Raw genomic sequence first — 23,968 nt, forward strand, 5'->3', positions numbered from 1 at the left:
GGGCCCGTGTGGATCACCCCCTCTCCACACCAGGACGAACGCTCAACTCCGGCTGTGACGTGCCTTGCCGAGTGTGTCGGTGGAGGCCTGCCTCGCCGCCGCAACTCGCCTGCGCACACTCGGGTTTCGACACTTGATCGGCCGCCGGTTGCCGATGGCTACCGCGCTGACGCGTCCGGCAGGTAGCGACGTAGGCCCGGCCGGGGGCGAGTGATGGATCCACGTCCGGAGCGCCCCGCCCCGGAGGCGACTAGGCGGTCGTCAAGCCACGTGACGTGAGCCGGTAGCTCACCCCGAGCGCCCCGACAGGCGCGTCTTCCAAGACGATGAAGCTCTGAGCCGGCAACCTCGGTCACTCACCGCGTCGGCACCTGGTCTGGCTTGCAGGGCCTCTGGGTGGCCGCACCGACGAAAGCCGCGGACACCTACGGGTGACGCATCACCGACGGCTGTCGCCCTGCTTCGTCAGCGCGCGCTGGTCGCCAGCTTCCGGAGCGTCCCGAACACCGCGTCGAGAGCGGGCCGGTAGGCGTGCTCGGGCGGGGCCGCGAAGCCGATGAGCAGACCTGCCGGACGCCCGTGCGGATCGGTGTGAAGTTCTGAGAGACCGCGCAGGGCAAGTCCCTGCCGGGCGCAGAGGGAGAGGATCTCGTCTTCGGGTGGCCAGTCGGCGGGGAAGGTCACGAGGGTGTGCAGACCGGCGGGGACACCGTGGGCGGTCAGCCCGGTGACACCGGACATTCGGGCCAGGAGCAGTTCCCGTCGTCGTCGGTAGCGCAGACGGGTGGCGCGCACGTGGCGGTCGTACGCGTGCGTGGTGATCAGATCCGCGAGGACGAGCTGGGAAAGGCTCTCGGTGTGGAGATCGGCTTGCTGCTTGGCTTCGACCACCGGCTTCACCAGCTGGGGCGGTAGAGCCATCCAGGCCAGGCGCAGCGCCGGGCCGAGGGTCTTCGAGGCGGTGCCGCAGTAGATGGTCCGGTCGGGAGCGATGCCCTGGAAGGCGCCGACGGGCTGACGGTCGTACCGGTACTCGCCGTCGTAGTCGTCCTCGATGACCAGCCCGCCGGTGGCGCGTGCCCAGGCGCCGACGGCCTGACGTCGGCTGGGGTGGAGAGGGACACCGGTCGGGTACTGGTGCGAGGGCGTCAGCAGTACGGCGTCGATCTCGGGGGTCAGCGCGTCCACGCAGGCGCCGCGGGCGTCGACGGCCATGGGCGGGGTGGCGAGTCCGGCACGTTGGACGACGGCGCGGAAGACGTTGTGACTGGGATCCTCGACGGCCACCCTCCTGGCGCCGCTTCGGGCCAGCACACCGCTGAGCAGGCCCAGGCCCTGGTAGTAGCCGGAGGTGATGACGATGCGGTCGGGGGTGGTGACCACGCCGCGGGTGCGGCCCAGGTAGTCGGCGACCGCGGTACGCAGTTCGATCCGCCCTTGCGGATCTCCGGCGCCGAGCATCACCGAGCGGGAGTCCGTGACCACCCGGCGAGTTGCCGCGAGCCAGGCGCGGGCGGGGAAGGCACTGACATCGGGAAGCCCCGGGCGCAGGTCATGACGAGGACCCGCAGGTACCGGTGTGGCTGATGGAGAGGCCACTGTCTCCGGGGGTATGTCGGCCACCGTGGTGCCCGACCCGGGCCGGGTGGTCAGGTAGCCCTCTTCGACCAGTTGGTCGTAGGCGGCGGTCACGGTCCCACGGGACAGTCCGAGTTCGGTGGCCAGGCCCCTGGTGGAGGGCAGGAGCGCCCCTGCGGCCAGGCGCCCCTGCCGGATCGCGTCGCGCAGCGCCGACTCCAGTGCCGAACGGCGGCCTTTCGAGGCGTCGAGACCGATGTGCAAGTCGACACGCGAACCGGACCAGGATTTCCGCACAGGACCGGACCTTACACCTGGTCCAGCGTCCGCCTAGCCTCAGCCCAAGTGATCAACAGCCCGACAGGAGACACGTCGATGACCGTGATAGCCCATCTCAGCGATACTCACCTCGACGGTGAGCCGCGCAGCATCGAGCGCACTCGGGCTGTCATGCGCTACCTGGAAGACCTGCCGTACGATCTCGACGCGGTCCTGGTGACCGGCGACATCACCGATCACGGTCTGCCGGCAGAGTACGAGCAGGCCCGTCGGGTCTTCGCCTCACGGCACCCGGTGATGCTCTGTCCCGGTAACCACGACAGGCGTGATGTCTTCCGCACTCACCTGCTGGCGCAAGCGGGTTCGACGGCTCCGGTCGACCAGGTGCACCTGAGCGCCGACGTGGTCATCGCGATGTGCGACTCGTCGGTTCCGGGAAAGGACGAGGGCTTCCTCTCGGACGAAACGCTGACGTGGCTCGAAGACGTCCTGGCCCGGACGTCCGACCGGACACCCGTGCTGATCGGCTTCCACCACCCGCCGGCGCGGTTGCACGTGCCGTTCGTCGACGGCATCCGCCAGTTCGGTACGGAGCGGCTCGCGGCCCTCGCTGACCGCCACCGCAATATAGCGGCGTTCGTCTGCGGCCACGCCCACACCGCCGCGGCGACCGTCTTCGCCGGACGCCCGCTGCTGGTGGCCCCCGGAGTCGTCTCCACCGTCCGGCTCCCCTGGGAGCATCGCGCACACCCGCAGGACCACGTCCACCTGGACCATCCACCTGCGCTCGCTTTCCACATCGTCGACGAGACAGGGCAGGTGACCACGCACTTCCGTCATGTCGGCGGGTGAGCGCGCCACGCCGGCCCGAGAACCCATGAGGCAGGCCAGCCGGGCCGCCTGGGCATCACCGGTGGCCGGGCCCAGGCGACCCGGCCACCGGTGATGCCCATGGCGCGGCTACGGGGCCATCTCGTACGCGCCGGACAGTGCCTCGACCCGCTGCCAGACCCGCTCCGTACGTGCCTCGTCGACGACCGGTCGCCGGATCGAATCCAGCGCCCATTCCTGCTGCTGCGCGGTCGCCGAGTCCTTGCCGTGCAGTTCGACGGCGTGCGTGGAGAAGTCCCGCACGAGGACGGCGAAGAGTTCGTCGAGCACGTCCTCGTCGAGTCCGGTCAGGGCGACCTGTTCCAGGATGAGCTGCCCGTGCACGACGAGGGCGAAGAGCTGACCGACCGCGAGGACGAGGTCGAGGTCGCGGCTCTGCTCGGCGTCGGGAGCGGCCGTGGCGACGAACGTGCAGAGCGCGTCGGCCTGTTCGCGGAAGCGGCTCACGTTGGGCAGGTGCGCGTACGCGTCGAAGGCGGGCCGCCAGTCGTGGAAGCGCACCGAGCCGAGGCCGCGCGCCGGCCCCTGCCGGAACAGGAAGTCGTCGTCGGCCGCGTCGAGGCGGGTCGGTACGTCGGGGTACTCGACCGGGTCGAGGAGGTGGCTGCGCATGAACTTCAGGATCAGCGCCAGGTTGACGTGGACCGTGCCCTCCAGCTTCGGCAGGCCGCGGATCTCCACGGCCGCCTGGCCGAAGTAGTTGTCCTTCTCGAAGCCCTTGGCCGCGATGACGTCCCACATCAGGTCGATGACCTTCTCGCCCTCCGTGGTCACCTTCATCTTCGTCATCGGGTTGAAGAGCAGGTAGCGGCGGTCGTCCGGGCCGGCGGAGCGGAAGTAGTCGACAGCGCGGTCGCTGAAGAGCTTCATGCCGACGAGCCTGACGTACGCGTCGGTCAGCTCGCGCCGCACATGCGGGAAGGCGGTGACGGGGCGGCCGTAGAGGATGCGGTTGTGGGCGTGGGTGACGGCCTCGTACATCGCGTGCTCGCAGATGCCGATCGAGGCGGTGCACAGGTTGAACTTGCCGACGTTCACGGTGTTCAGGGCGGCGTCGAAGGCGGCGCGGCCGGTGTGCAGGACGTCCTCGGCCGCTACGGGGTAGTCCTCCAGGCGGAACTCGCTGACGAACTTGGAGGAGTCGACGACGTTCTTGACCAGGTGGTAGGCCGGGTGACGGCTGTCGGCGGCGAAGAACACGTAGCCGTCGGGGCCCTCGACGTCGGTGCGGCGGCCGAAGACGGAGACGAGTCCTGCGGCGTTGCCGTTGCCGATGTAGTACTTGGAGCCGGTGGCCCGGAAGCCGCCGTTGCCGTCGGGCTCGAGCAGCATGTCGGTGGAGTAGATGTCGGCGCCGTGGGCCTTCTCCGACAGGCCGAACGCGAACACCTCTCCCTGGGCGAGGAGTTCGGCGGCGCGGGCGCGGGCGGCGGCGTTGCCGCTCTGCCAGACCGGGCCGAGGCCGAGGATCGTGACCTGCCAGGCGTACCAGTAGTCGAGGCCGTAGAAGCCCAGGATCTCGTTGAGCGCGGCGATCCGGGCGGTGTCCCAGCGCTTGTCCGGTTCGCCCTCCCCCGCGGCGGACGACGGTGTCAGGAAGGTGGCGAAGAGGTTCTCCTTCGCTGCGAAGGCGAGGAAGTCGCCGAGCCACGCGCGGGTCCGGTAGTCCTCGATCAGCCGCTCCTTCCCGCGCTCCTCGAACCAGTCGACGGTGGCCCGCAGCAAGCGGCGCGTCTCGGGGTCGAAGTGCGCGGGGTCGTAGGTGCGCGGGTTGAACAGCAGCTGGTCAGCCATGGGAATGACGCCTTTCGGCTGGTGGACGGTGGGATCGGGAGGTCTGACGGCTGGACTGGCCGGGTCGGGGGGTACGGCGGCGGGTACGACGGCGATCAGCGGCCCGGGCCGAACCGGGCCAGCGTGGCGAGCACGTCGTCCAGCCAGTCGATCATCATCCGCTCGTAGGCGATGCCGCCGCGCAGGACGACGTGCTGGAGTTCTCGCTCCGCGTCGAGCGGCCCCCCGGGGCCGGTCTCGCTCGCCTCGGGCGCCGTGAAGTCCCGCGCCTGGCCCGCGAGATAGTGGGCCAGCCGGTTCCGGTGGGCCTGCCGGTGCCGTTCCACCTCGCGGATGAGGGCGGAGGGGTCGTCGTCGAAGGCGGCGCCCCGGATCTTCACGGCCAGATCGTGGCGGACGCTCTCCGGCTCGATCGGATCGTGCAACCAGGAGGTCAGCGCGGCCCGGCCGAGGTCGGCGACGGAGTACTCCTTCTTGTCCGGCCGGCCCTGCTGCGGAACGTCCCGGACGTCGACCCAGCCGTCGTTCTCCATGCGCTTGAGCACGCGGTAGATCTGCTGGTGGGTAGCGGTCCAGAAGTAGCCGATGGACCGCTCGAAGCGCCGGGCCAGCTCGTAGCCGGAGCCTGGCTTCTCCAGGAGCGACACGAGGATCGCGTGTTCGAGCGCCATGACGCCGATCATGCTATGCAACTCGTTGCATAACAAGTCTCCCCGCTCCGATGCGACGCGGCTCACCCCGCGGACGGCCCCTGTCCTCACGACCTGGCAGGTCGTGATCGCGGGTGCGGTTGTCGACCGTCCCCCGGCACGGGATGCTGAGGGAGCACGAAGGGAAGCGGTGCCATGGATCGTTTTCCGAATGCCGCCAACGTCGACTTCCATAGTCCTCTGGACCTCTCCAAGGCCGCCGCCGCGGTACTGGACGCCGAAGGCCGCGTTTCCGGATGGGGGTCCTCGGCCCGGCGCCTGCTCGGACATTCCCCCGAGGACGTGCTCGGCCAGTCGGCTGCCCGGCTGCTGGCAGCGGCCCCCGAGCAGCGACTGTCCACCCTCTGCAAGCTCTGCAAGACGCACAGGCCCCGCAGCACGGTCCTCGACCTCTGCTGTCGGGACGGCCGTACCCTGCGCGCGGCCGTGACGTTCAGCCCGCTCGCGCACCGGGGCGCCGCTGCGACCGTCGTGGTCGCGGCCGACCTGGAGACGTTGCGCGGCTGGGAGGCGCAGCTGGCGATGCTGCAGGGACTGGCGACCGAGTCCGCCGTGGGCTTGACCATCTTCGACACCGACATGCGCGTCGTGTGGGGGAACGTCTCCACCGATCTGGAGCTGGCGGGGATCGACCAGTACATCGGCCGACCGGCCGCGGATCTCTTCCCCGAAGGCGAATTCATCACCCGCCACCACCCTCCGGACGAAGACCAGATCATGGAGCACGTGCTGACGACGGGGGAACCGATCATGGGGATGCACTATCGCGGTCGCGCCCCCGCCGACCCGGTGCGCGAGCACGTCTGGTCCTGCTCGTACCACCGCCTGGTGGACGCCCGAGGGGAACCGCTGGGACTCTTCGAGGAGTCCCTCGACATCACCGAACGCTACCGCGCCCAGGAACGGCTGTCGCTGCTCGTACGGGCGGGAAAGCGCATCGGTGCCTCGCTGGATGTGCGGCGCACAGCCGCGGAACTCGCGGACGTGGCGGTACCGCAACTGGCCGACGAGGTGCTGGTGGACCTGGCGCCGGCGGTCATCGAGGGGCGGCAGCCGCCCACGGGCTCGGCGCCGGGGCACAGTCTGCTGCGGATGCACGGCCGGACACCGGAAGAGTTCCGGACCAGTCCCGTCTCCTACCCGGCCTCGTCACCACAGGCGCAGAGTCTGGCCACCAGCCGCCCCGTCGTGGACGCCTGCCCGCCCGGGACACCGGGCGGTAAGGGCTCGGCCGCCTCGCACTCCTGCCTCTTCGTCCCGCTGCTCACCCGCAACGCGGTGCTGGGCCTCGCCACCTTCCGGCGCAGCAGCAACCCCGACCGCTTCGGGCCCGAGGAGCAGACGCTCGCCGTGGAACTGGCCGAGCGAGCCGCCGTCGGCATCGACAACGCCCGCCGTTACACCAGCCAGCACGCGGCAGCCCTGGTACTGCAGCGCAGCCTGCTGCCCCAGCACCTGCCCGAGCAGAGTGCGGTCGACGTGGCGTACCGCTACCTGCCTGCCGACAGTCGCGTGGGCGTGGGCGGCGACTGGTTCGACCTGATCCCGCTGTCCGGTGCCAGAGTCGGCCTCACCGTCGGCGACGTGGTGGGCCACGGGGTGCACGCGGCCGCGACCATGGGCCGGCTGCGCGCCACCGTACGGACCCTGGCCCTGCTGGACTTGGACCCGGCCGAGCTGCTCACCCGGCTGGACGGCCTGGTCGCGCAGGACTCGGCAACCGACACCGATGACGGGCTCGGCGACGAGACGCTCGGGGTGACGTGCCTGTACGCGATCTACGACCCGGTCGGCGGCCGGTGTGTCTGGGCGAGCGCGGGCCATCCCCCGCCGATCGTGGCCGATGCGAGCGGCTCGGTGGCCTTGTCCGCGCTGGCGCCGGGGCCGCCTCTGGGGCTGGGCGGCCTGCCCTACGAGAACGTCGAGCTGAGTCTGTCCAGCGGCAGCGTCGTGGCGTTCTTCACCGACGGGGTCGTGGAGGACCGGCACACCGACATCGACAGCGGAATCGACCGCCTGGCCCATGTACTCACCTGGCAGCGGTGCCCGCTGGAGGAACTGTGCGACCGCGCGCTGTCGGTCCGGCCGCCCGGCCCGCAGGCGGACGATGCCACGCTGCTGCTCGTCCGCACCCGCCGGCTCGGCGCCGACCATGTGGCGGACCTGGAGCTGCCGCCCGACCCGGCCATGGTGGCGCGGGCCCGCACGGACACCGAGCGCCAATTGGCGAACTGGGGCCTGTCCGAACTGTCGTTCAACGCGGCACTCGTGGTGAGCGAGCTGGTCACCAACAGCATCCGGTACGCCACCGGGCCCGTCATGCTGAGGCTGATCAGGGACCGCTGCCTGCTGTGCGAGGTCTCCGACAACGCGCACACCGCACCCCACCTGCGGCGCGCGCGGCGGGACGACGAGGGAGGCCGCGGCCTCTTCCTCGTCGCCCAGATGTCCCAGCGCTGGGGCACGCGCTACACCGCGTCGGGGAAGACCATCTGGGCCGAACTGGCCCTTCCCTAGGAGCGCCTTGCCGCAGCGGACGCCCCCTCACGGACAGACCGGTCGGACCGGCACGCGCACCGGGAGGCCGGCTTTCTCGTCGGCGGACCGGCTCGTCCGGCCACGAGGGTGATCTGACACCCGTCCGGCCTCCTACTGAGCCCCGGCGCGCCTACAGCGGACGGCGACAGCGGCGATGTCGTCATCGAGCCTTCCGCCGCTGTAGTGGAGCAGGTCTTCGTGAAGCCGGTCCAGCAGCTCGCGGGGCGCCGCCGGGCCGAGCTGCCGGGTCCACTCCGGCAGCGGAAAGAACGCGCCCGTGCGGTCCCGGGTCTCCGTTACGCCGTCGGTGTAGAAGAGCATCTGGTCGCCCGAGGTGAAGTCGACGGTGTCGATGGTGTAGTCGTCTCCGAGGAGCGTCGCAAGGTTGAGGGGCGGCGAGGGGACGGTGGGCTCAAGGACGCGGATCTCTCCGCTCCGCATCAGCAGTGGCGGGGGATGCCCACAGTTGAGGATCTTCACCTGCCCACGCCCGTACGGGATCTCGGCGATCAGAGCGGTGGCGAAGTGCTCAGGCTGATCCGGGTCGAGTATCGCGACGCTGTAGCGGCCGATGCTGGTCTCCAGGCGGTGGATGATGCCCCTCAGGTCGGGCTGGTCGTACGCGTTCTCCCTGAAGCAGTTGATCACCGCCGAGGCAGCCCCCACCGCGGACAGCCCCTTACCGCGCACGTCACCGATGAGCAGCCGAACTCCGTACGGCGTGTCGGCCACCTCATAGAAGTCGCCCCCGATCCTGGCCTGCTCCTGGGCCGCCAGGTACAGCGACTCGATCTCGACGTGCTGGACCCGGCGCGGCAGCGGGCGCAGCAGCACCTGCTGGGCCGCGTCGGCGACGAGCCGGACCTGGAAGAGTGTCTCCTCTCGCTGGAGCCGGAGATGGCTCGTATAAGCGGCCGCCAGAGTGACCGCGGCGATCGCGGCGGCCGTGTAGGGCGTTCCCAGATCGGTGTAGACGAGGCTGAGGCCGATCATGACCAGCAGGCAGAAGGCCCCCAGCAGGATGGTCGGGACCACGGGCCACATCGCGGCGGCGATGGCGGGTGCGACGGGCAGGAGACGGCTGAAGGCGATCTCCCTGGGGGTGGCGAAGGCCAGGCCGGAGATGACGACGGTGAGAATCACGGGCGACAGCACCACGGTCTCGCGTCGGCCACCGTATGGAGGGCGGTGACGCCGAAGCCGTCCTGTCCTGATCACAAAAGCATCTTATCGGGGCAGAACGGTCTTCGTTTCGTGAGAGCGCCTGGTCATCGAGTCCAGGGGTGCTGCCGGCCGCGCGGCGGGATCGAGCAGCGCCGACTGCCCCGCAGCGGTGTTATCAAGGGTGTATGGAGGTATTTTCCGGGCGCCCTCGGGGCCCGGAACGTCATCCGCCCGTCGGACGTCCGCCAGAACGTCGCGCTTCCCTGCTGGACCTGCGCAGTGCGGCCGGTCAGGTGTTCCTTCTCCAGGTCGTCATCGTGGTCCTGCTGGTCGTCGCCGCGGTGGTGGGCATGATGCTCCAGGCGTCGCGTGACGCTCTGCAGCAGGGGCGACGGGCGTCGGTCATCGCGGCCCAGTCGTTCGCGAGTGCCCCCGGCACGGCCGCGGCCCTGCTGGGCCGGGACCCGTCAGCGGTGCTCCAGCCGCGGGCCGAGGCCGCGCGCAAGCGCGCGGGCATGGATTTCGTCGTCGTCATGAGCACGACGGGGATTCGTTATACGTACCCCTATCCGAAGGAGATCGGGAAGAAGTTCGTCGGCACCATCGAACCGGCGCTGCAAGGCCGTACCGTCGTCGAGGAGGCCGGCGGGCCACCCCTGCCCACGGGCGAGGGGACGGACGTACAGGCCGTCGTCCCGGTGACCGACTCGCGTGGCAAGGTGGTCGGCCTGGTCTCCGCCGGGCTCACGGTCAAGAACGTGGCGGCACTGTGGCTGCCGCAGCTGCCGGTCATCCTGGGCAGTGGCGCGGCCGCGCTGGCGCTGGCCATGACGGGAACGACGCTGGTGTCCCGACGGCTGCGGCGGCAGACGCACGGCTTGTCCCCCGTGGAGCTGGCGCAGCTGTACGAGCACCACGACGCGGTCCTGCACGCGGTGCGGGAGGGGGTGCTGATCACCGGTCCCGACGGACGACTGCTGCTCGCGAACCACGAGGCGACGCGGCTGCTCGGGCTGCCGGAGGACGTGCAGGGGCGCCCGGTGCGGGAGCTGGCACTGCCGGATCCGGTCATGCGCGTGCTGTCGTCGCCGGAGGCGGTCACCGATGAGGTGCATCGCGCAGGGAACCGGTTGCTGGCGGTGAACAAGCGGCCGACGTACCCGCAGGCCGACCGGGGAGGCAGCGTGGTGACTCTGCGGGACACCACGGAGCTGGCGGCGGTCTCGGGGCGGGCCGAGGTCGCACGGGAGCGGCTGAAGCTCCTGTACGAGGCCGGGGTGGGGATCGGCACGACACTGGACGTGGGGCGTACGGCCCAGGAGCTGGCCGAGGTGGCGGCGCCGCAGTTCGCCGACCTCGTGACGGTGGATCTGCTCGACGCGGTGCTGCGGGGGTGGGAGCCGACCGCGGAGGGCTGGCGGCATCTGCGCCGGGTGGCGATCGGCGGTGCGCAGCGGATGATCCCGGTGTATCGGCTGGGCGAAGTGATCACTTTCTCGGTCCGGAGCCCGCAGATGAGGACGCTGCAGGAGGGGCGGGTCGTGCTGGAGGCGGATCTGCGGCAGGCCCAGGGCTGGCGGGAACAGGATCCGGAGCGCGCCCGGACGGCCCTGGAGTGCGGGCTGCGGTCGCTGGTGACCGTCCCGCTGCGGGCGCGGAACGTGGCACTGGGTGTGGTGAACTTCTACCGGACGGCGGATTCCCCGGCGTTCGAGCCAGAGGACCTCACCTTCGCGGAGGAACTGGCCGTACGGGCGGCGGTGGCCATCGACAACGCCCGGAGGTTCACCCGGGAGCACGCGATGGCGGTGACGCTGCAGCGCAGTCTGCTGCCGCGGGGGCAGCCGGAACAGGACGCGCTGGAGGTGGCCTGGCGGTATCTGCCGGCGGAGGCGGGCGTCGGCGGGGACTGGTTCGACGTCATCCCGCTTCCGGGGGCTCGCGTGGCCCTGGTGATGGGCGACGTCGTCGGGCGCGGTCTGCACGCGGCGGCGACGATGGGCCGGCTGCGTACCGCGGTACACAACTTCGCCGTCCTGGACCTGCCCGTGGACGAGGTGCTCGGGAATCTGGACGACCTGGTCGTCCGTATGGACAACGAGGAGCACGCGGGTGATGCCGCCGAAGACCACGAGGGCGCGGGCGTCACCGGAGCGACCTGCCTCTACGCGGTCTACGACCCGGTGGCGGGGGCCTGCACCATGGCCCGTGCGGGACACCCGGAACCGGTCGTCGTGCGCCCGGACGGGACGGTCACCTGTGCCGGGACACCGGCCTCGGCGCCCCTCGGTCTGGGCGGCTACCCGTTCGAGACCACCGAGCTGTCCCTGCCGGAGGGTTCCCAACTGGTGCTGTACACCGACGGCCTGGTGGAGGACCGCACCCAGGACATCGACGTCGGACTGGAGAGGCTGCGCCGGGCGCTGGCGGGGTCCGAAAGCCGCACCCCCGAGGAGACGTGTCAGGCGGTGATCGACGCGCTGAAGCCGTCGCACTCCTCCGACGACATCGCGCTGCTCACGGCACGCACCCGGACGTTCCCGCCCTCGCACGTCGCCGAGTGGGACGTGCCGCCGGACCCCGCGCTGGTTCCCTCGGTGCGGGCGCGTTGCAGGGAGACGTTGCGGAAGTGGGGGCTGGAGGAGACCGGATTCGCCACGGAACTGATCGTCAGCGAACTGGTCACGAACGCGATCCGGTACGGCTCGCCGCCGGTGGGCGTGCGGCTGCTGCACGGCCGCTGTCTGATCTGCGAGGTCTCGGACAGCAGCGGCACCTCGCCGCGCCTGCGGCGGGCGGCGACCACGGACGAAGGCGGGCGGGGGCTGTTCCTGGTGGCACAGTTCGCTCAGCGATGGGGGACGCGGTACACGACCCGCGGCAAGGTCATCTGGGCGGAACAGGTTCTCCCGGACGGTACTTCCGCCGCGTCGGGCCTCGCACCGGTCGACTTCCTTCTCGACCAGTTCGACGATCCCGGCTTGTGAGCCGAAGTGAACCCCCGGCTGGGGGGCTGCTCGCGGAACTGGCGCGCGTGCATCAGGAGCGGGAAGGGAGGTCTCGGCGCGTCGGGCGCTTCGTCGGCGGCGGACCACGCAGACCATGGACGCACGCAACACGAAGCCCGTCGAGGAGCTTGGATGATCTTCATCACCGCGAAATTCCGGGTGCGGCCGGAGCACGCCGACCAATGGCCCCAGATCACGGCCGCGTTCACCGAGGCGACACGTGCCGAACCGGGTTGCCTGTGGTTCGACTGGTCCCGCAGCGTGGACGATCCGACCGAGTACGTGCTCGTCGAGGCCTTCCGCGACGAGGAGGCGGGTGCCGCGCACGTCCGTTCCCCACATTTCCGCAACGCGCAGCAGACGCTGCCGCCGCACCTCGCCGAGACGCCGCGCATCGTCAACATGACGCTTCCGCAGGAGGACTGGTCCCTGCTCGCAGAGATGGCCGTACAGGACCGGGGCTGATCATCTCCGCGTCTCGGCGCCGTCGTCGTCACCTCGCCGGCGCCTCCGGGGGTGTCGCGTCCGCGGTTGCTGACGGAGCGGATGCGACACCCGCCGGACCGGCGAAGAACGGCCCAGGAGTTGCCCCGCCCAAGTCGTTGACTCGTTGAGTCGTTCATCGCGGGCAAGAGCTGTGGCACCGCTCTGAGGGACCTGACCAGCGGTGTGTCACGTGTCACGCGCTCCAACGGCACCTAAGTTGCCTGCATCACAGCGGAAATGTCCCTTTAGCGCGCATGCTCGAAACGGACACCAGCCCCCAAAGTGGGGTCAATGCGCACCCATTGGATGCAAGGGTCCGAAGTGACCCATGACACAGCACTCGCGACTTCCCCCTTTGGCCCCGCTCCCCCTCCCCTGCCGAAAAGGTGCCCCAGTATGGCCGCTTACGTCTGCCCTCCTGCCGTGATACACGGCGAGCACACCGTGAAGACCAGCCAGATCGTGGCGGAGGTGCGCGACCGGCACCCGCACGCGACGTGGGCACCGCGGATCGACAGCATCGCGGCGAGTACGGGCATCGAGACACGCGGGTGGATGCTGCCGCTGGAGACCGCCGTCGCGCCCGGCAACGGCGGCGGCCTGCGGACTGTCGGCATCGAGCCGGCCCAAGAGGCGCTGGCACGCGACGGGTTCACCCAGCAGGACGTGGACCGCGTGATCGCCGCCCTCGAAACCATACCCGGACCGCAGACCGTCCAGGAGCGCACCGCACCGGCCTGGGAGGCCGTGCAGTCATACGGGGAGCGTGCGGCGCGCGGCGCCCTGCAGATAGCCGGGCTGGACGCCGCGGACGTCGACTGCCTGATCACCAGTCACTCCACCACCCCCGCGCTGCCCGGTCTGGACATAGCCCTCGCCAACAAGCTTCCGCTCCGTAACGACGTGATGCTGCTGCCGGCCACGCAGTGGGCCTGTATCGCGGGGACCCGCTCCCTGGCGCTGGCGGCGGATCTCGTGGCCGCGGACCCCGACCGAGTGGTCCTGGTCGTCATCGCGGAGGCGCTGAGCACGACCTACCAGCCCGCGGACGACACGCTCGAGTCTCTGATCGTCCGGTTGCTGTTCGCGGACACCGCGGTCGCCGCGGTCGTCACGGGCCGCCCGCGGCGTGAGTCGGTGCTGCGGCTGGACGCCGCCTGGCACCACACCCTGCCCGGCACCCAGGACCTGCACCGCCTGGAGACGCGGGCGGACGGCACCCACTTCGTGATGGACCGGCGCGGGCCGCGCGCCGTACAGGCGACGGTCACCGCGATGTGGGAGTGGCTGCGCGTCCGTTACCAGGACACCCCCGACTCCTGGCACCCCGACGTGCTGCTCGCGCACCCCGGGGGGACCCGGGTGCTGGAGTACATGGAGCAGACGATGCCCGACGCGTGGCCGTCGGGACTGCTCGACTACAGCCGGGACAGCTACACCAGCGGCAACCGCGGAGGCGCCGCCGTGTTCGACATCCTGCGGCGGGCGCACGACGCCAAGCAGCAGAAGCCCGGCAATCGCGCCGTTCTGTACGCGGCGGCACCGGGCCTCACCGCCACCGCCCTGGAAGGCGAGTGGCTGTAGTGCGAGGCCGCGCCACCGGTACCGGCAAAGGGGCCGCCCGCATCAGCGGTCACACCACCGGTACCGCCGAGGGCGCCGTCCGTACCGTCGGTGGCGGCGGCTGACGCGCACGGCGCCCTTGCCCCCGCCCGCTCCCGCACGCCGGCCGCGTCCCCGGCACGTAGCCGCGTCACCTCGCGACTTCGGCCCAGACCACCTTGCCGGTGTCCGTCCACCGCACTCCCCACCGAGTGGTGAGCCGGTGCACGATGTGCAGGCCACGACCGCCGTCGTCGAGCAGGCCGCCCCGCCTCAGGCGCGGCCTGCCGCTGCCGGTGTCACCCACCTCGCACAGCAGGCCGTGACCGGCCCTGATCAGCCGTACCGTGATGGGACCGGCGGCGAAACGCACCGCGTTCGTGACCAGCTCGCTGACCAGCAGCAGCACGTTGTCCCGGGTGTCCTCCCTGGCGTGCCATCGCCGCAGCAGCACGGAGACCTGCGCGCGGGCACGCGCGGGGGCGTCGTCGCGGGCGGGCAGCCGCCAGGTCGCGGTGTCCCCCTTGCGGTAGCCGATCATCCGCGCGAGCAGCAGGGTCACATCGTCGCGCTGGCGCACGGGTGCCAGCACGGAGACGACGTGCCGTGCGGCCCGCTGCAGGGCGTCCCAGGGGTGTACCGAGGACACGGCGTCCGCCAGCCTCCCGATGCCCTCGTCGATCGGTACGGCCGGATCCTCCACCAGGCCGTCGGTGTAGAGGGCGAGCAGGGAGCCCGGGGGTGCGCCGAACGTGTGCACGTCGAACGGTTCCCGGAGCGCGAACTCGGCGCCCAGGCCGGGGTGGGGGCGGACCGCGAGCGGGTCCGCGTGCCCGTCCGGGGAGACCAGGACCGGGGGGAGGTGGCCGGCGCTGGACAGGGTCACGTGGTGGCCGACCGGGTCGTAGAGGACGATGCAGCAGGTCGACCCGAGGGCGCTGTAGCCGGCCGTCAGCCCGGACTCCGCGTCGTCCAGGAGCGTCACGGTCTCGTCCAGGTGCTCCAGCACCTCGTCGGGCGCGAGTCCCGCGGACAGCAGCGCGCGGGCCTCCATGCTCAGCTGGCCCATGGTTGCCGCGGCTCCCAGACCGTGACCGACGACATCACCGACCACCAGCGCGGTCCGGCCGTCCGGCAGCGGGAAGCTGTTCACCCAGTCGCCGCCGACGCCCGCGCTGTCGGGCGTGGCGGGCTGGTAGACGCTGGCGATCTCGATCGTGTCACCGCCGGTCCGGGGCAGCAGACGGCGCTGCAGGGCCAGTACCTGCGTGTGCTCGCGCTGGTGCTGACGAGCCAGGTCGACGTGGTGGGCGGTCCTGGCCACCAGTTCCTGCAGGTCGAGCAGCTCGCTGTCGCGGAAGGGGCAGTCCGCCCGCCGCCAGACCTCCGCCACGCCCAGTACGACGGGTGGCGTGCCGTCCAGGACCAGCGGTATGCACGCCACACCCGCCGACCGGTCACCGGGCACCAGGGCCCGCACGACTCGTGGGCTGCCGAGCACCCGCTCGACTGCCTCCCGGTCGGGTATGACGATGGTCTGCGGGGCATCGTCCCGTAGCACCGCCTGTGCCAGCAGGCGACTCGCGTCGCCGGGAAGATCGTCGCCCGGAGTCACATAGCCCTCGGGCCACGCCCGGTCCGGCACCAGGGCCGCCCGCCGTAGCCGGATGCGTCCCTTTGCCCGGCCGCTGACTCCCTCGCCCGTCCACACGGCGAAGTCGAGGTCGACGGCGGCGACGTCTCCCCAGGCCAACAGGGACTCCGCCAGCGACTGCGCGGTCTCGCCGATGTCCAGCGAGGTGCCGATCGCGGTCTCGGCGGCATAGAGGTGCAGCCTCCTGGCCATCGCGATCAGGGAGACGGTCAGGCCCTCCTCGGGCGCCGCTGCGGGCAGGATGCTCATGGAGACGACGAGCTCCGACCCGTCGTCGCGGCGCAGACGCTGGATCCGGGCGACGTGCGCCTCACCGGTCTCCACGACCTGCCGCAACCGCCGGGTGACCGTCGGTACGTCCCCGGGGGGCAGGAGATCGACGAATGGCTTCCCGACCACGCCGTCCAGACCCGCGAATACGGGGGCGTCCAGATTGCAGCGCGTGATGATCAGATCCCTGTCCAGGTTGACGGCGCCGAGAATCTGCTCCTGACGGCCGGCCGCCGGGTCTTCGGGGACGCGCCGGCGCGTGGTGCGGTCGCCCTGCGCGTCGCCAGGACCGGCGTCCGCGCCCGCTCCGCCGCGCGGGATGTATCGCCCTAGGGCGCTGCTGACCAGGTCGAACGCCGAAGAGGACGAGGGGGAGGGTGTGGAGTCCATGCGACTCTCTCAGCAATCCCCGGCGCAGCGCCGGGGCCGTACTCGGACCCGTGCGACGGGGCCCCCGAGATCCCTGACCGCACACCTCATTGAATAACAGCAGGGGTCGCTTCGCCCACACCAGCGAACCGCACGGTGAACACGGACCCAGAGGACGGCCGAGGCCCCGGCAGGACACGTCGTCCGTACGGTCGGGTGGTTCGGTTCAGGCGGACGACCACGATGGCGATGTCGCGGCGGCGCGACCGGCAACGTCGAGGCGGGCGAGAAGGGCGTCGGCGAGACGTTCCGCGCCGTACTCGGCGCAGGTGGCGAGCGTGGAGGCCGGGCGGGTCAGGCCGACGTCGATGTCCTCACCGGGGCCGTTCGATCAGGCCGTCGGTGTAGAGGACGAGGGCGTCGCCGCGGGGTGGCCTGGTCGAGCGGCTCACAGCCACCGTACGGTCGGCGACGTGATCGGCCACGGGCTGATGACCGCCGCCGTCCTGGGCAGGCGGGCAGGTAGCGCACGGCGATATCCCGGTGCCGGACCAGGTCCGGGGAGCCGAGCACCGCTTCGTGGAGGACGGCGGGGAGATCGCGACCGTATCCTCCGTGCAAGGGGATGGCGGCACACCGCAGGGACGCGACTGGTTCGCTCAACGCTGTCGTGGTGACCGCTTCCGTCCGTTGAGCGTCCCACGGTGGCCGTGCCGCCGCCGAGTTCGGAGTTCCGGCAGTGCTTTTCGACGTATCCCGCAGCGAACTCGCCGACATCTTCGGCGAGGACCGGCTCGCGACCATCTCCGCCACCGCCTTCCCGTCCGCCGCCGCGGACACCGAGGGCGCCCGCCTCCTGCAGACCGTCGGCGTACCCACCGGCACACTCCTGCTGCGTCAGCCCGACGAGGACGACGGCCTGCTGCCCCTCGTCCAGGACGCCGTCCACATCGAGGACTTCGAGGACGCCGCGGAAGGCGCGGGCGCATGGCCCGTCATCGGCTGGCTGCTCAACGCGCACCCCGCCCTCGACCCCGCCTCCGGCAGGGTGCACGCCTTCGACCCCGACGAGGAGACCGCGCGGGAACTCCACACGGACGTCTCCTCCCTCGTCCAGGTCAACCTCCGGTTCCAGCGCCTGCTCGAAGAATTCACCTTCAGCGGCGACGACGGCGACGAGGAAGCCGACTTCGAGCGACTGGAGGGCGAGGTCGACCGCATCCGTGAGGAGACGAGCAGCATTGACCCACTCCCCTTCCAGGACGACGAGACCGTCTGGTCGGTCGTGGGCGACGAGATCGCCATGGGCCAGCGCTTCAAGGGCAACAGCCCGGGAGCCCGCTCGCTCCACGGGTGATCGCCGACCGATGTCGCCCACACACGAGACGCCGCGAAAGGAGCGCATCGGTCGTCTGGCCGGCCGGCTCGACACGCACCACCGGCAGGCACTCGCCGCGTCGCTGCCCGCACTCCTTAAAATGGCCCGGCTCGCTGCCCGCCCACCCAACAGGCCGACGGCACCGCTTCCCCCGTCCCGTAAGGAATCACGGCATGACCACCCCGCAGCCCTTACCCCTGGAGCCCACCCCGATCCATGTGTCCGACGAGGTCCTCGATGACCTGCGCGCCCGACTCACATTGACCCGTCCGCCGCTGGACGAGGACAATGGGGACTGGTCCTACGGCGTCCCGGACAGCTATGTGCGCGAGCTGGTCGCCTACTGGCGGGACGGCTACGACTGGCGCAAGGCCGAGGCCGCCATCAACGTCTACGAGCACTACCAGGTGAGCGTCTCGGGTGTCCCCGTGCACTTCATGCGCAAGCCCGGCTGCGGACCGCGCCCGGTCCCGTTGATCCTCACCCACGGCTGGCCTTGGACGTTCTGGCACTGGTCGAAGGTGATCGACCCGCTCGCCGACCCGGCCGCGTTCGGCGGTGACCCCGCCGACGCGTTCGACGTCATCGTGCCGTCCCTGCCCGGCTTCGGTTTCCCCGGCCCGCTCACCGGCTTTCCGGACGTCAACTTCTGGAAGGTCTCCGACCTCTGGCACACCCTGATGACCGAGACCCTGGGATACGAGAAGTATGCCGCCGGGGGCTGCGACATCGGCGGGCTCGTCTCCAGCCAGCTCGGCCACAAGTACGCCGACGAGCTGTACGGTATCCACATCGGCTCCGGACTGCCGCTCGACTTCTTCACCGGGCCCCGCGCTTGGGACTTCGCACGGAATCGGCCCCTCACCGACGACCAGCCCGCCGACGTCCGTGCCCGCATCATCGAGCTGGACCACCGCTGGGCGTCCCACCTCGCCGTGCACATGCTCGACGGCGCCACCCTGGCCCACGGGCTGAGCGACTCGCCCGCCGGACTGCTCGCCTGGCTGCTGGAGCGGTGGAACGTCTGGAGCGACAACGGCGGTGACCTTGAAGCCGTCTTCACCAGGGACGACCTGCTCACCCACGCCACGATCTACTGGGTGAACAACTCCATCGCCACGTCGATGCGTTACTACGCCAACGCCAACCGCTACCCCTGGTCCCCCGCTCACGACCGCACCCCGGTCGTGCAGGCCCCGGTCGGCCTCACCTTCGTCACATACGAGAATCCGCCCGGCATCCACACCGCCGACGAGCGCGTCCGTGCGTTCAAGACCGGCCCGCAGGCCGCTTGGTTCAACCACGTCAACGTCAACGCCCACGACCACGGCGGCCACTTCATCCCCTGGGAGAACCCCGGCGCCTGGGTGAGCGACCTGCGCCGCACCTTCCACGGCCGCAGGCCCTGAACAAGCCTGCGGGCTCGTCCGGCGACGGCCGGGCGCACGCCGCCTGGCGGAGGCGTGCGCATCGGCCGACCGGGCAAGCCGGTGGTGACGGGAGCGGCGCGCACACGGTCGGGCCGTTCTCCATTTGTCGGCTGCTGATCACAGGGCGATGAGGACCGTACCGCCGGGCCGCCGTGCGGACCCCGGCGAGTCCTCTGTGCCGACCATCCCGCCGTCGATGTCACAGATCGACCGGCCGTCTTGTCTCAGGAGGTGACAGAGATGTTGATGTCGACGACGGGACGGTGAGGGTCATGAGGGTGTTCGTGGCAAGGGGAGCCGGAGTCCTGGGGCGCCGGCTGGTGCCTCAGCTCCTCGCCTGTGCCCACCAGGTGACGGCCCCGGCGAGCGACTGGCTTCCCCATCCGGCGGCGTGCGCGGGAGCCAGGCGGCCGGTGCGGATCCCCGTGTGGCTCGCCCGGCTCCTGGCCGGCGATCAGGCGGTGGTGATGATGACGCGGGGGCGTGGCTCCTCCAACGCCAAGGCCGAGCGCGAGCTCGGTCGGCAGCCGCGCCATCCGTCCTGGCGCAAGGGCTTCGAGGAGGAGCCGGCGTGACCGCGCAGACCGGAAGGGCCGAGGAGTTCGAGGAGCTGCGACCGCTGCTGTTCTCGATCGCCTACCGGATCCTGGGCAGTGTGGCCGAGGCCGAGGACGCCGTGCAGGAGACCTGGTTGCGCTACCAGGCGTCGACGACACCGCCCGCGTCGGTCAAGGCGTTCCTGTCCGCTGTGGTCACCCGCGTCTCGATGAACGTGCTGAAGTCAGCACGGGTCCGCCGCGAGGAGTACGTCGGGCCCTGGTTTCCCGAGCCGCTGTTGAACGACCCCTACCAGGACCCGGAACGCTCGGCGGAGCTGGCCGACTCGGTATCGACGGCCGCACTGCTCCTTCTCGAACGGCTCACCCCGCTGGAACGGGCCGTGTTCGTGCTGCGGGAGGTGTTCGCCTTCGGCTTCCCGGACATCGCCACGGCGGTGGGCCGCTCGGAGGCCGCATGCCGCCAGCTGGTGGTCCGTGCCCGCCGTCACATGCAGGAGGGCCGGCCACGGTTCGAGGCCGACCGGCGCGAGCGCGAGGAGCTGGCCGCGCGGTTCTTCGACGCCGTCCGGGCTGGAGAGGTGGACGGGCTCCGGGAATTGCTCGCCGCCGACGTCCAGCTCGTCGCCGACAGCGGCGGCAAGGCACCTCAGTGGGCCAGGGGCTTCTTCGGCGACGACCAGGTGGCCCGCGTGCTGGCCGCCCTCGTCCCGTCCTTCACGCGGATCGGCGGCGCCGTGGAACCGCACGAGGTGAACGGCCAGCCGGGAGCGGTCTTCCGCGACCGGGACGGCCGCGTCGTCAACACCTGGAGCCTGGACATCCTCGACGGCCGGGTCCAGACCATCCGCACGGTGAGCAACCCCGACAAGCTCGGGCACGTCGGCCCCGTGGCAGACGCCTGGGCGGTCCTGCGCGCCACGCAGTACGCCCGACAGGCCACCGACTGAGACCGGCGACCGACCGCACCCCGGCGCTCGACCGCACTCCGGCGCTCCGCCGCGCCCGCCCCGCGGCACCCGACGCACGCCCGACAACCAGGACAAAGGATCGACATGCTACGGATCGGCATCATCATCGGCAGCGTCCGTCCCGGCCGCAACGGCCATCAGGTCGCCCGATGGGTACAGAAACTGGCAGCGGAACGATCGGACGGCACAGCCGAGTTCGAGCTCGTGGACCTGGTGGACCATGCCCTGCCGCTGCTCGACGAACCGCTTCCGGCACGCATGACACCGGGACGGCACCCGCACACCCGACGATGGGCCGAGCGGATCGCCTCGTACGACGCCTTCGTCTTCGTCACCCCCGAATACAACACCGCACCGCCCGCAGCGCTGACCAACGCCCTCGACTACCTCCACGACGAGTGGGGCGGCAAGCCAGTCGCCTACGTCGGTTACGGCATCTTCGGCGCCGTCATGGCGGTGCAGAAGCTCCGCGCACAGGCGGGCGTGCTGTGCATGGCCGATATCGGGCCGCAGGTGGCACTGCTGCTGCGCGAGGACTTCACGGATCTCACCGATTTCCGGCCACGGGAACTCCACAGGGCGCAGGTGTACGCGCTGGTCGACGAGCTCCTGGCTTGGGCCGGTGCGCTCCGCCCGCTGCGCTTGGCCCAGTCCGCCGCCCAGAACGCGTCGTGACCCCACAAGGAGAAACAGTCTTCATGCGTATCACCGTCTTCGGCGCGAACGGCCCCACCGGCCGCCTGCTCACCGACCAGGCACTCACGGCCGGACACCAGGTCACCGCGGTCACCCGCAAGCCGGACACGTTCCCCCTGCGCCACGACCGGCTCAAGGTGACCGGCGCCGACGTACTCGACCCGGCGGCCGTCGACGCCGCCGTGGCAGGGCAGGACGCGGTGCTGTCCACCCTCGGCGTCCCGGCCGGCAAGCAGCCCATCCACACGTACTCGGAAGGGACGTCCAACATCGTCGCCGCCATGCGGCGGCACGGCGTGCGCCGACTCGCCGTGGTCAGCTCCAGCGGGGTGGACCCGCACCCCTACTCCGACGGTGGCATCCTCTTCAACCGCGTGCTCCTGCCCTACGTGACACGGGTGCTGGGCAAGACCCTGTACGACGACATGCGCAGGATGGAAGCCCTGGTCAAGGCCAGCGACCTGGACTGGACGATCGTCCGTCCGAGCGGGCTCTACCACCTGCCGTCCGCCACCGACTACACCGTCGTCGAAGGACATGCCGACGGCAGGTTCACCGCCCGGGTGGACCTGGCCGCGAGCATGTTGGCTCTGCTGGACGACGACCGCCATGTCCGCAGCACCATCAGCGTCATCACGACCGTCGACAACCCCTCTCTGTTCCGGTGGATCCGGCAGGAAGCGCTCGCCAAGGTCTGAACAGAGGTACAGCCACTGACTGCATGTGCCCGCGCGGGGACTCGGCCGACGTCAGCCCTGTGACACCGGCTGTCGGATCGCAGGGTCGGCGTCGGCGGGGCCGGCGGCGATGATCGTGTCCAGCAGGCTCCGTGACGCCTGCAGGTCATTGATCGCGCGGGTGATGCGCTCACGTTCGCGGCGCAGCTCCGCCACCAGGTCGGAGCAGACCGGCGCGAGGGTCGGCCTGTCGTCGCGGACGCACGGCAGGACCTGGGCGATGGTGGCGGTCGGCAGCCCGGCGGCGAGCAGGATGCGGATGCGCCGGACCGTGTCCACGTCCGCGTCGCTGTAGACGCGGTAGCCGCTCGGCAGCCTCGTCGGCGCCAGTAGCCCCTGTTCCTCGTAGTAACGCAGCAGTCGCTCGCTGATCCCGGTACGGCGGACCATCTCCCCGATGCGCACGTGACCTGCACCTCACCCTATTGACTCTCACACCGATGTGAGACTTTAGCGTCCCGTGCATGACGACCAGCACCGCGACCTCAGCGCCCCGACGACCCCCGCTCTCTGCACCGGGCCGCACAGCCGCCCTGGGGGTTCACCTGGTGTGTGGGCGTCGTGGGCACCGCCGAGTGGGTCATGGTCGGGCTACTGCCCGAGCGCGCCGCAGATCTGCACCTGTGTCAGGTCGTGGCCGTGCCATCGCCGTCATGACCGCCGACCGGAACCTGGCCTCAGTTTTCGGCGCGTCCCGGGGAATCTGGCGCGGCGAACAGTTGGGGCTGGCGAACCACCTTCGCCCTCGGTCACCGTGATCCGCGCCTCCGCCTTCAACCCATGCGTCGCCGGCTGCTCCCAACTCGGCGGCGACGCCCTCACCACCGGCCTTCCGAAGGAGAGACACGTATGTCCACTGCTCTGCCCACCTCAAGCCTCGGCCGCGTCGTGCGCGGCACCGGCCCGGGCCTGCTGCTCGCCCACGGCGCCGGCGGCGGTGTGGACGCCAATTACGGCCCCGTCCTGGACACGCTGGCCGCCCGGCACACCGTCGTCGGACCCGACTACCCCGGCAGCGGCCGCACTCCGCGCGCAGACGCTCCCCTTTCCCTGAACGGCCTGGCCGACGAACTTGTCGCCACCGCCGTGGAGGAGGGTGTGGAGTCCTTCGCCATCGCGGGCTACTCGCTCGGCAGCCCGGTCGCCATCCGGGCCGCCACCCGGCACCCTGAACGCGTCACCGCTCTGGTCCTCACCGCTGGGTTCGCGCACCCCAACCCGCGGTTCCTGCTGGCGGCCCGGATGTGGCGCGACTTCCTCCTCGCGAACGACCTGGAGGGCCTGGCGGGCTTCGTGTCCCTGATCGGCCTCAGCGCCCCCGCCTTGGACGCCGTAGGCCAGGACGACCTGGACACGGCCATCAAGAACACCGCAGCCACGGTCCCGCCCGGCACGCCAGAACACCTGGACCTGCTCATCAACCACGTCGACGTACGAGCCGACCTCGCCACGGTCGCCGTGCCGACCCTGGTCATCTCCACCACGCTCGACCAGCTGGTCACACCGCACCACCACCGGCAACTCGCCGACGGCATCCCCGGCGCGCGCTGTGCCGAGATCCCCACCGGGCACCTGCCGTTCATCGAGCAGCCCGAGCAGTGGGGCGCCCTCATGCGCGACTTCCTCCGCGACGTCCGCGCCTGACGCCAGTCCCCACCAGCTCGCCCGCTGCCCCGAACTCGACAAGGCGCTCATGGTCGCCCGCGACGGCGACCAGATCGTTGGTGACCGAGACCGCCGGCCGGCGGCGGTATCCGGAGGCGGGACTCCCCCGGGCCGGGCAACCGTCAGAAGGGGCCGTCTCTCGCGCACGTCTCGCCGGCCGCCAAGGCCCCGCGTCGGCCGTACCGGCGTCG

18 protein-coding genes are annotated in these 23,968 nt (G+C 70.8%); 12 read left to right on the forward strand and 6 right to left on the reverse strand.

Going from position 1 to position 23,968, the window contains the following annotated elements:
* Positions 1–465: 465 nt before the first annotated feature.
* The gene (gene pdxR / locus ACZ4U1_RS01425) at positions 466–1,842 is read right to left on the reverse strand and encodes a MocR-like pyridoxine biosynthesis transcription factor PdxR (RefSeq protein ID WP_467898120.1); all 1,377 of its coding nucleotides are present in this window, start codon (positions 1,840–1,842) and stop codon (positions 466–468) included.
* Positions 1,843–1,953: 111 nt separating this feature from the next.
* Between pdxR and ACZ4U1_RS01430 the strand changes: the two genes are divergently transcribed.
* A complete protein-coding gene (locus tag ACZ4U1_RS01430; RefSeq protein WP_467898123.1) occupies positions 1,954–2,709 on the forward strand; it encodes a metallophosphoesterase in 756 nt (251 codons plus the stop codon).
* A gap of 108 nt (positions 2,710–2,817) precedes the next feature.
* Here the strand turns inward: ACZ4U1_RS01430 and ACZ4U1_RS01435 are convergent, their stop codons facing one another.
* Complete coding sequence (locus tag ACZ4U1_RS01435; protein ID WP_467898126.1) at positions 2,818–4,542, reverse strand: acyl-CoA dehydrogenase family protein; 1,725 nt, start codon at positions 4,540–4,542, stop codon at positions 2,818–2,820.
* 95 nt (positions 4,543–4,637) lie between these two features.
* The gene (locus ACZ4U1_RS01440; protein WP_467898129.1) at positions 4,638–5,213 is read right to left on the reverse strand and encodes a PadR family transcriptional regulator; all 576 of its coding nucleotides are present in this window, start codon (positions 5,211–5,213) and stop codon (positions 4,638–4,640) included.
* A gap of 174 nt (positions 5,214–5,387) precedes the next feature.
* Here ACZ4U1_RS01440 and ACZ4U1_RS01445 point away from each other — a divergent pair, with 174 nt between their 5' ends.
* Positions 5,388–7,769, forward strand: a complete 2,382-nt coding sequence (locus tag ACZ4U1_RS01445) for a SpoIIE family protein phosphatase (RefSeq protein WP_467898132.1) — start codon at positions 5,388–5,390, stop codon at positions 7,767–7,769.
* Between the two features lie 132 nt (positions 7,770–7,901).
* Here ACZ4U1_RS01445 and ACZ4U1_RS01450 read toward each other — a convergent pair whose 3' ends face one another.
* Entirely contained in the window at positions 7,902–8,933 is a 1,032-nt protein-coding gene (locus ACZ4U1_RS01450) for a PP2C family protein-serine/threonine phosphatase (RefSeq protein ID WP_467898134.1), read from the reverse strand.
* A 206-nt stretch (positions 8,934–9,139) separates the two neighbouring features.
* Between ACZ4U1_RS01450 and ACZ4U1_RS01455 the strand changes: the two genes are divergently transcribed.
* The 3 genes from ACZ4U1_RS01455 (at position 9,140) to ACZ4U1_RS01465 (ending at position 14,032) form a co-directional block, all read left to right on the forward strand.
* A complete protein-coding gene (locus ACZ4U1_RS01455; RefSeq protein ID WP_467898135.1) occupies positions 9,140–11,941 on the forward strand; it encodes a SpoIIE family protein phosphatase in 2,802 nt (933 codons plus the stop codon).
* A 153-nt stretch (positions 11,942–12,094) separates the two neighbouring features.
* Positions 12,095–12,427, forward strand: coding sequence for a putative quinol monooxygenase (locus ACZ4U1_RS01460; RefSeq protein ID WP_467898138.1), 333 nt, complete (start codon positions 12,095–12,097; stop codon positions 12,425–12,427).
* Between the two features lie 417 nt (positions 12,428–12,844).
* Positions 12,845–14,032, forward strand: coding sequence for a beta-ketoacyl-[acyl-carrier-protein] synthase family protein (locus tag ACZ4U1_RS01465; protein WP_467898141.1), 1,188 nt, complete (start codon positions 12,845–12,847; stop codon positions 14,030–14,032).
* A gap of 169 nt (positions 14,033–14,201) precedes the next feature.
* On the opposite strand, the gene ACZ4U1_RS01470 is transcribed toward ACZ4U1_RS01465, so the two are convergent.
* Positions 14,202–16,364 carry an ATP-binding SpoIIE family protein phosphatase gene (locus ACZ4U1_RS01470; RefSeq protein WP_467898144.1) on the reverse strand — a complete coding sequence of 721 codons (2,163 nt, stop codon included), beginning with the start codon at positions 16,362–16,364 and terminating at the stop codon, positions 14,202–14,204.
* Positions 16,365–17,082: 718 nt separating this feature from the next.
* Between ACZ4U1_RS01470 and ACZ4U1_RS01475 the strand changes: the two genes are divergently transcribed.
* From ACZ4U1_RS01475 to ACZ4U1_RS01500, 6 genes are all read left to right on the forward strand, one after another.
* A complete protein-coding gene (locus ACZ4U1_RS01475) occupies positions 17,083–17,700 on the forward strand; it encodes an SUKH-4 family immunity protein (protein WP_467898146.1) in 618 nt (205 codons plus the stop codon).
* A 194-nt stretch (positions 17,701–17,894) separates the two neighbouring features.
* Positions 17,895–19,130, forward strand: coding sequence for an epoxide hydrolase family protein (locus ACZ4U1_RS01480; RefSeq protein ID WP_467898148.1), 1,236 nt, complete (start codon positions 17,895–17,897; stop codon positions 19,128–19,130).
* A gap of 293 nt (positions 19,131–19,423) precedes the next feature.
* On the forward strand, positions 19,424–19,726 hold the full coding sequence (locus ACZ4U1_RS01485; protein ID WP_467898151.1) for a hypothetical protein: 303 nt from the start codon (positions 19,424–19,426) through the stop codon (positions 19,724–19,726).
* A complete protein-coding gene (locus tag ACZ4U1_RS01490) occupies positions 19,723–20,658 on the forward strand; it encodes an RNA polymerase sigma-70 factor (RefSeq protein ID WP_467898153.1) in 936 nt (311 codons plus the stop codon). Before ACZ4U1_RS01485 ends, ACZ4U1_RS01490 begins: the two co-directional genes overlap by 4 nt.
* Before the next feature lie 105 nt (positions 20,659–20,763).
* On the forward strand, positions 20,764–21,354 hold the full coding sequence (locus tag ACZ4U1_RS01495; protein ID WP_467898155.1) for an NADPH-dependent FMN reductase: 591 nt from the start codon (positions 20,764–20,766) through the stop codon (positions 21,352–21,354).
* Between the two features lie 23 nt (positions 21,355–21,377).
* Complete coding sequence (locus tag ACZ4U1_RS01500) at positions 21,378–22,073, forward strand: NAD(P)-dependent oxidoreductase (RefSeq protein ID WP_467898157.1); 696 nt, start codon at positions 21,378–21,380, stop codon at positions 22,071–22,073.
* Positions 22,074–22,124: 51 nt separating this feature from the next.
* On the opposite strand, the gene ACZ4U1_RS01505 is transcribed toward ACZ4U1_RS01500, so the two are convergent.
* On the reverse strand, positions 22,125–22,517 hold the full coding sequence (locus ACZ4U1_RS01505) for a MerR family transcriptional regulator (protein WP_467898160.1): 393 nt from the start codon (positions 22,515–22,517) through the stop codon (positions 22,125–22,127).
* 444 nt (positions 22,518–22,961) lie between these two features.
* Between ACZ4U1_RS01505 and ACZ4U1_RS01510 the strand changes: the two genes are divergently transcribed.
* The gene (locus ACZ4U1_RS01510) at positions 22,962–23,756 is read left to right on the forward strand and encodes an alpha/beta fold hydrolase (RefSeq protein ID WP_467898163.1); all 795 of its coding nucleotides are present in this window, start codon (positions 22,962–22,964) and stop codon (positions 23,754–23,756) included.
* Positions 23,757–23,968 lie beyond the last annotated feature (212 nt).

The organism is Streptomyces sp. NPDC028928 (assembly GCF_055564915.1).

Excerpts from the sequence above, each read along its gene's own strand:
- ACZ4U1_RS01455 (WP_467898135.1), top strand. The coding sequence starts at position 9,140 with ATGGAGGTATTTTCCGGGCGCCCTCGGGGCCCGGAACGTCATCCGCCC.
- ACZ4U1_RS01430 (WP_467898123.1), top strand. The coding sequence starts at position 1,954 with ATGACCGTGATAGCCCATCTCAGCGATACTCACCTCGACGGTGAGCCG.
- ACZ4U1_RS01510 (WP_467898163.1), top strand. The coding sequence starts at position 22,962 with ATGTCCACTGCTCTGCCCACCTCAAGCCTCGGCCGCGTCGTGCGCGGC.
- ACZ4U1_RS01480 (WP_467898148.1), top strand. The coding sequence starts at position 17,895 with ATGACCACCCCGCAGCCCTTACCCCTGGAGCCCACCCCGATCCATGTG.
- ACZ4U1_RS01485 (WP_467898151.1), top strand. The coding sequence starts at position 19,424 with ATGAGGGTGTTCGTGGCAAGGGGAGCCGGAGTCCTGGGGCGCCGGCTG.
- ACZ4U1_RS01445 (WP_467898132.1), top strand. The coding sequence starts at position 5,388 with ATGGATCGTTTTCCGAATGCCGCCAACGTCGACTTCCATAGTCCTCTG.
- ACZ4U1_RS01435 (WP_467898126.1), bottom strand. The coding sequence starts at position 4,542 with ATGGCTGACCAGCTGCTGTTCAACCCGCGCACCTACGACCCCGCGCAC.
- ACZ4U1_RS01495 (WP_467898155.1), top strand. The coding sequence starts at position 20,764 with ATGCTACGGATCGGCATCATCATCGGCAGCGTCCGTCCCGGCCGCAAC.
- ACZ4U1_RS01460 (WP_467898138.1), top strand. The coding sequence starts at position 12,095 with ATGATCTTCATCACCGCGAAATTCCGGGTGCGGCCGGAGCACGCCGAC.
- ACZ4U1_RS01470 (WP_467898144.1), bottom strand. The coding sequence starts at position 16,364 with ATGGACTCCACACCCTCCCCCTCGTCCTCTTCGGCGTTCGACCTGGTC.
- ACZ4U1_RS01465 (WP_467898141.1), top strand. The coding sequence starts at position 12,845 with ATGGCCGCTTACGTCTGCCCTCCTGCCGTGATACACGGCGAGCACACC.
- ACZ4U1_RS01440 (WP_467898129.1), bottom strand. The coding sequence starts at position 5,213 with ATGGCGCTCGAACACGCGATCCTCGTGTCGCTCCTGGAGAAGCCAGGC.
- ACZ4U1_RS01500 (WP_467898157.1), top strand. The coding sequence starts at position 21,378 with ATGCGTATCACCGTCTTCGGCGCGAACGGCCCCACCGGCCGCCTGCTC.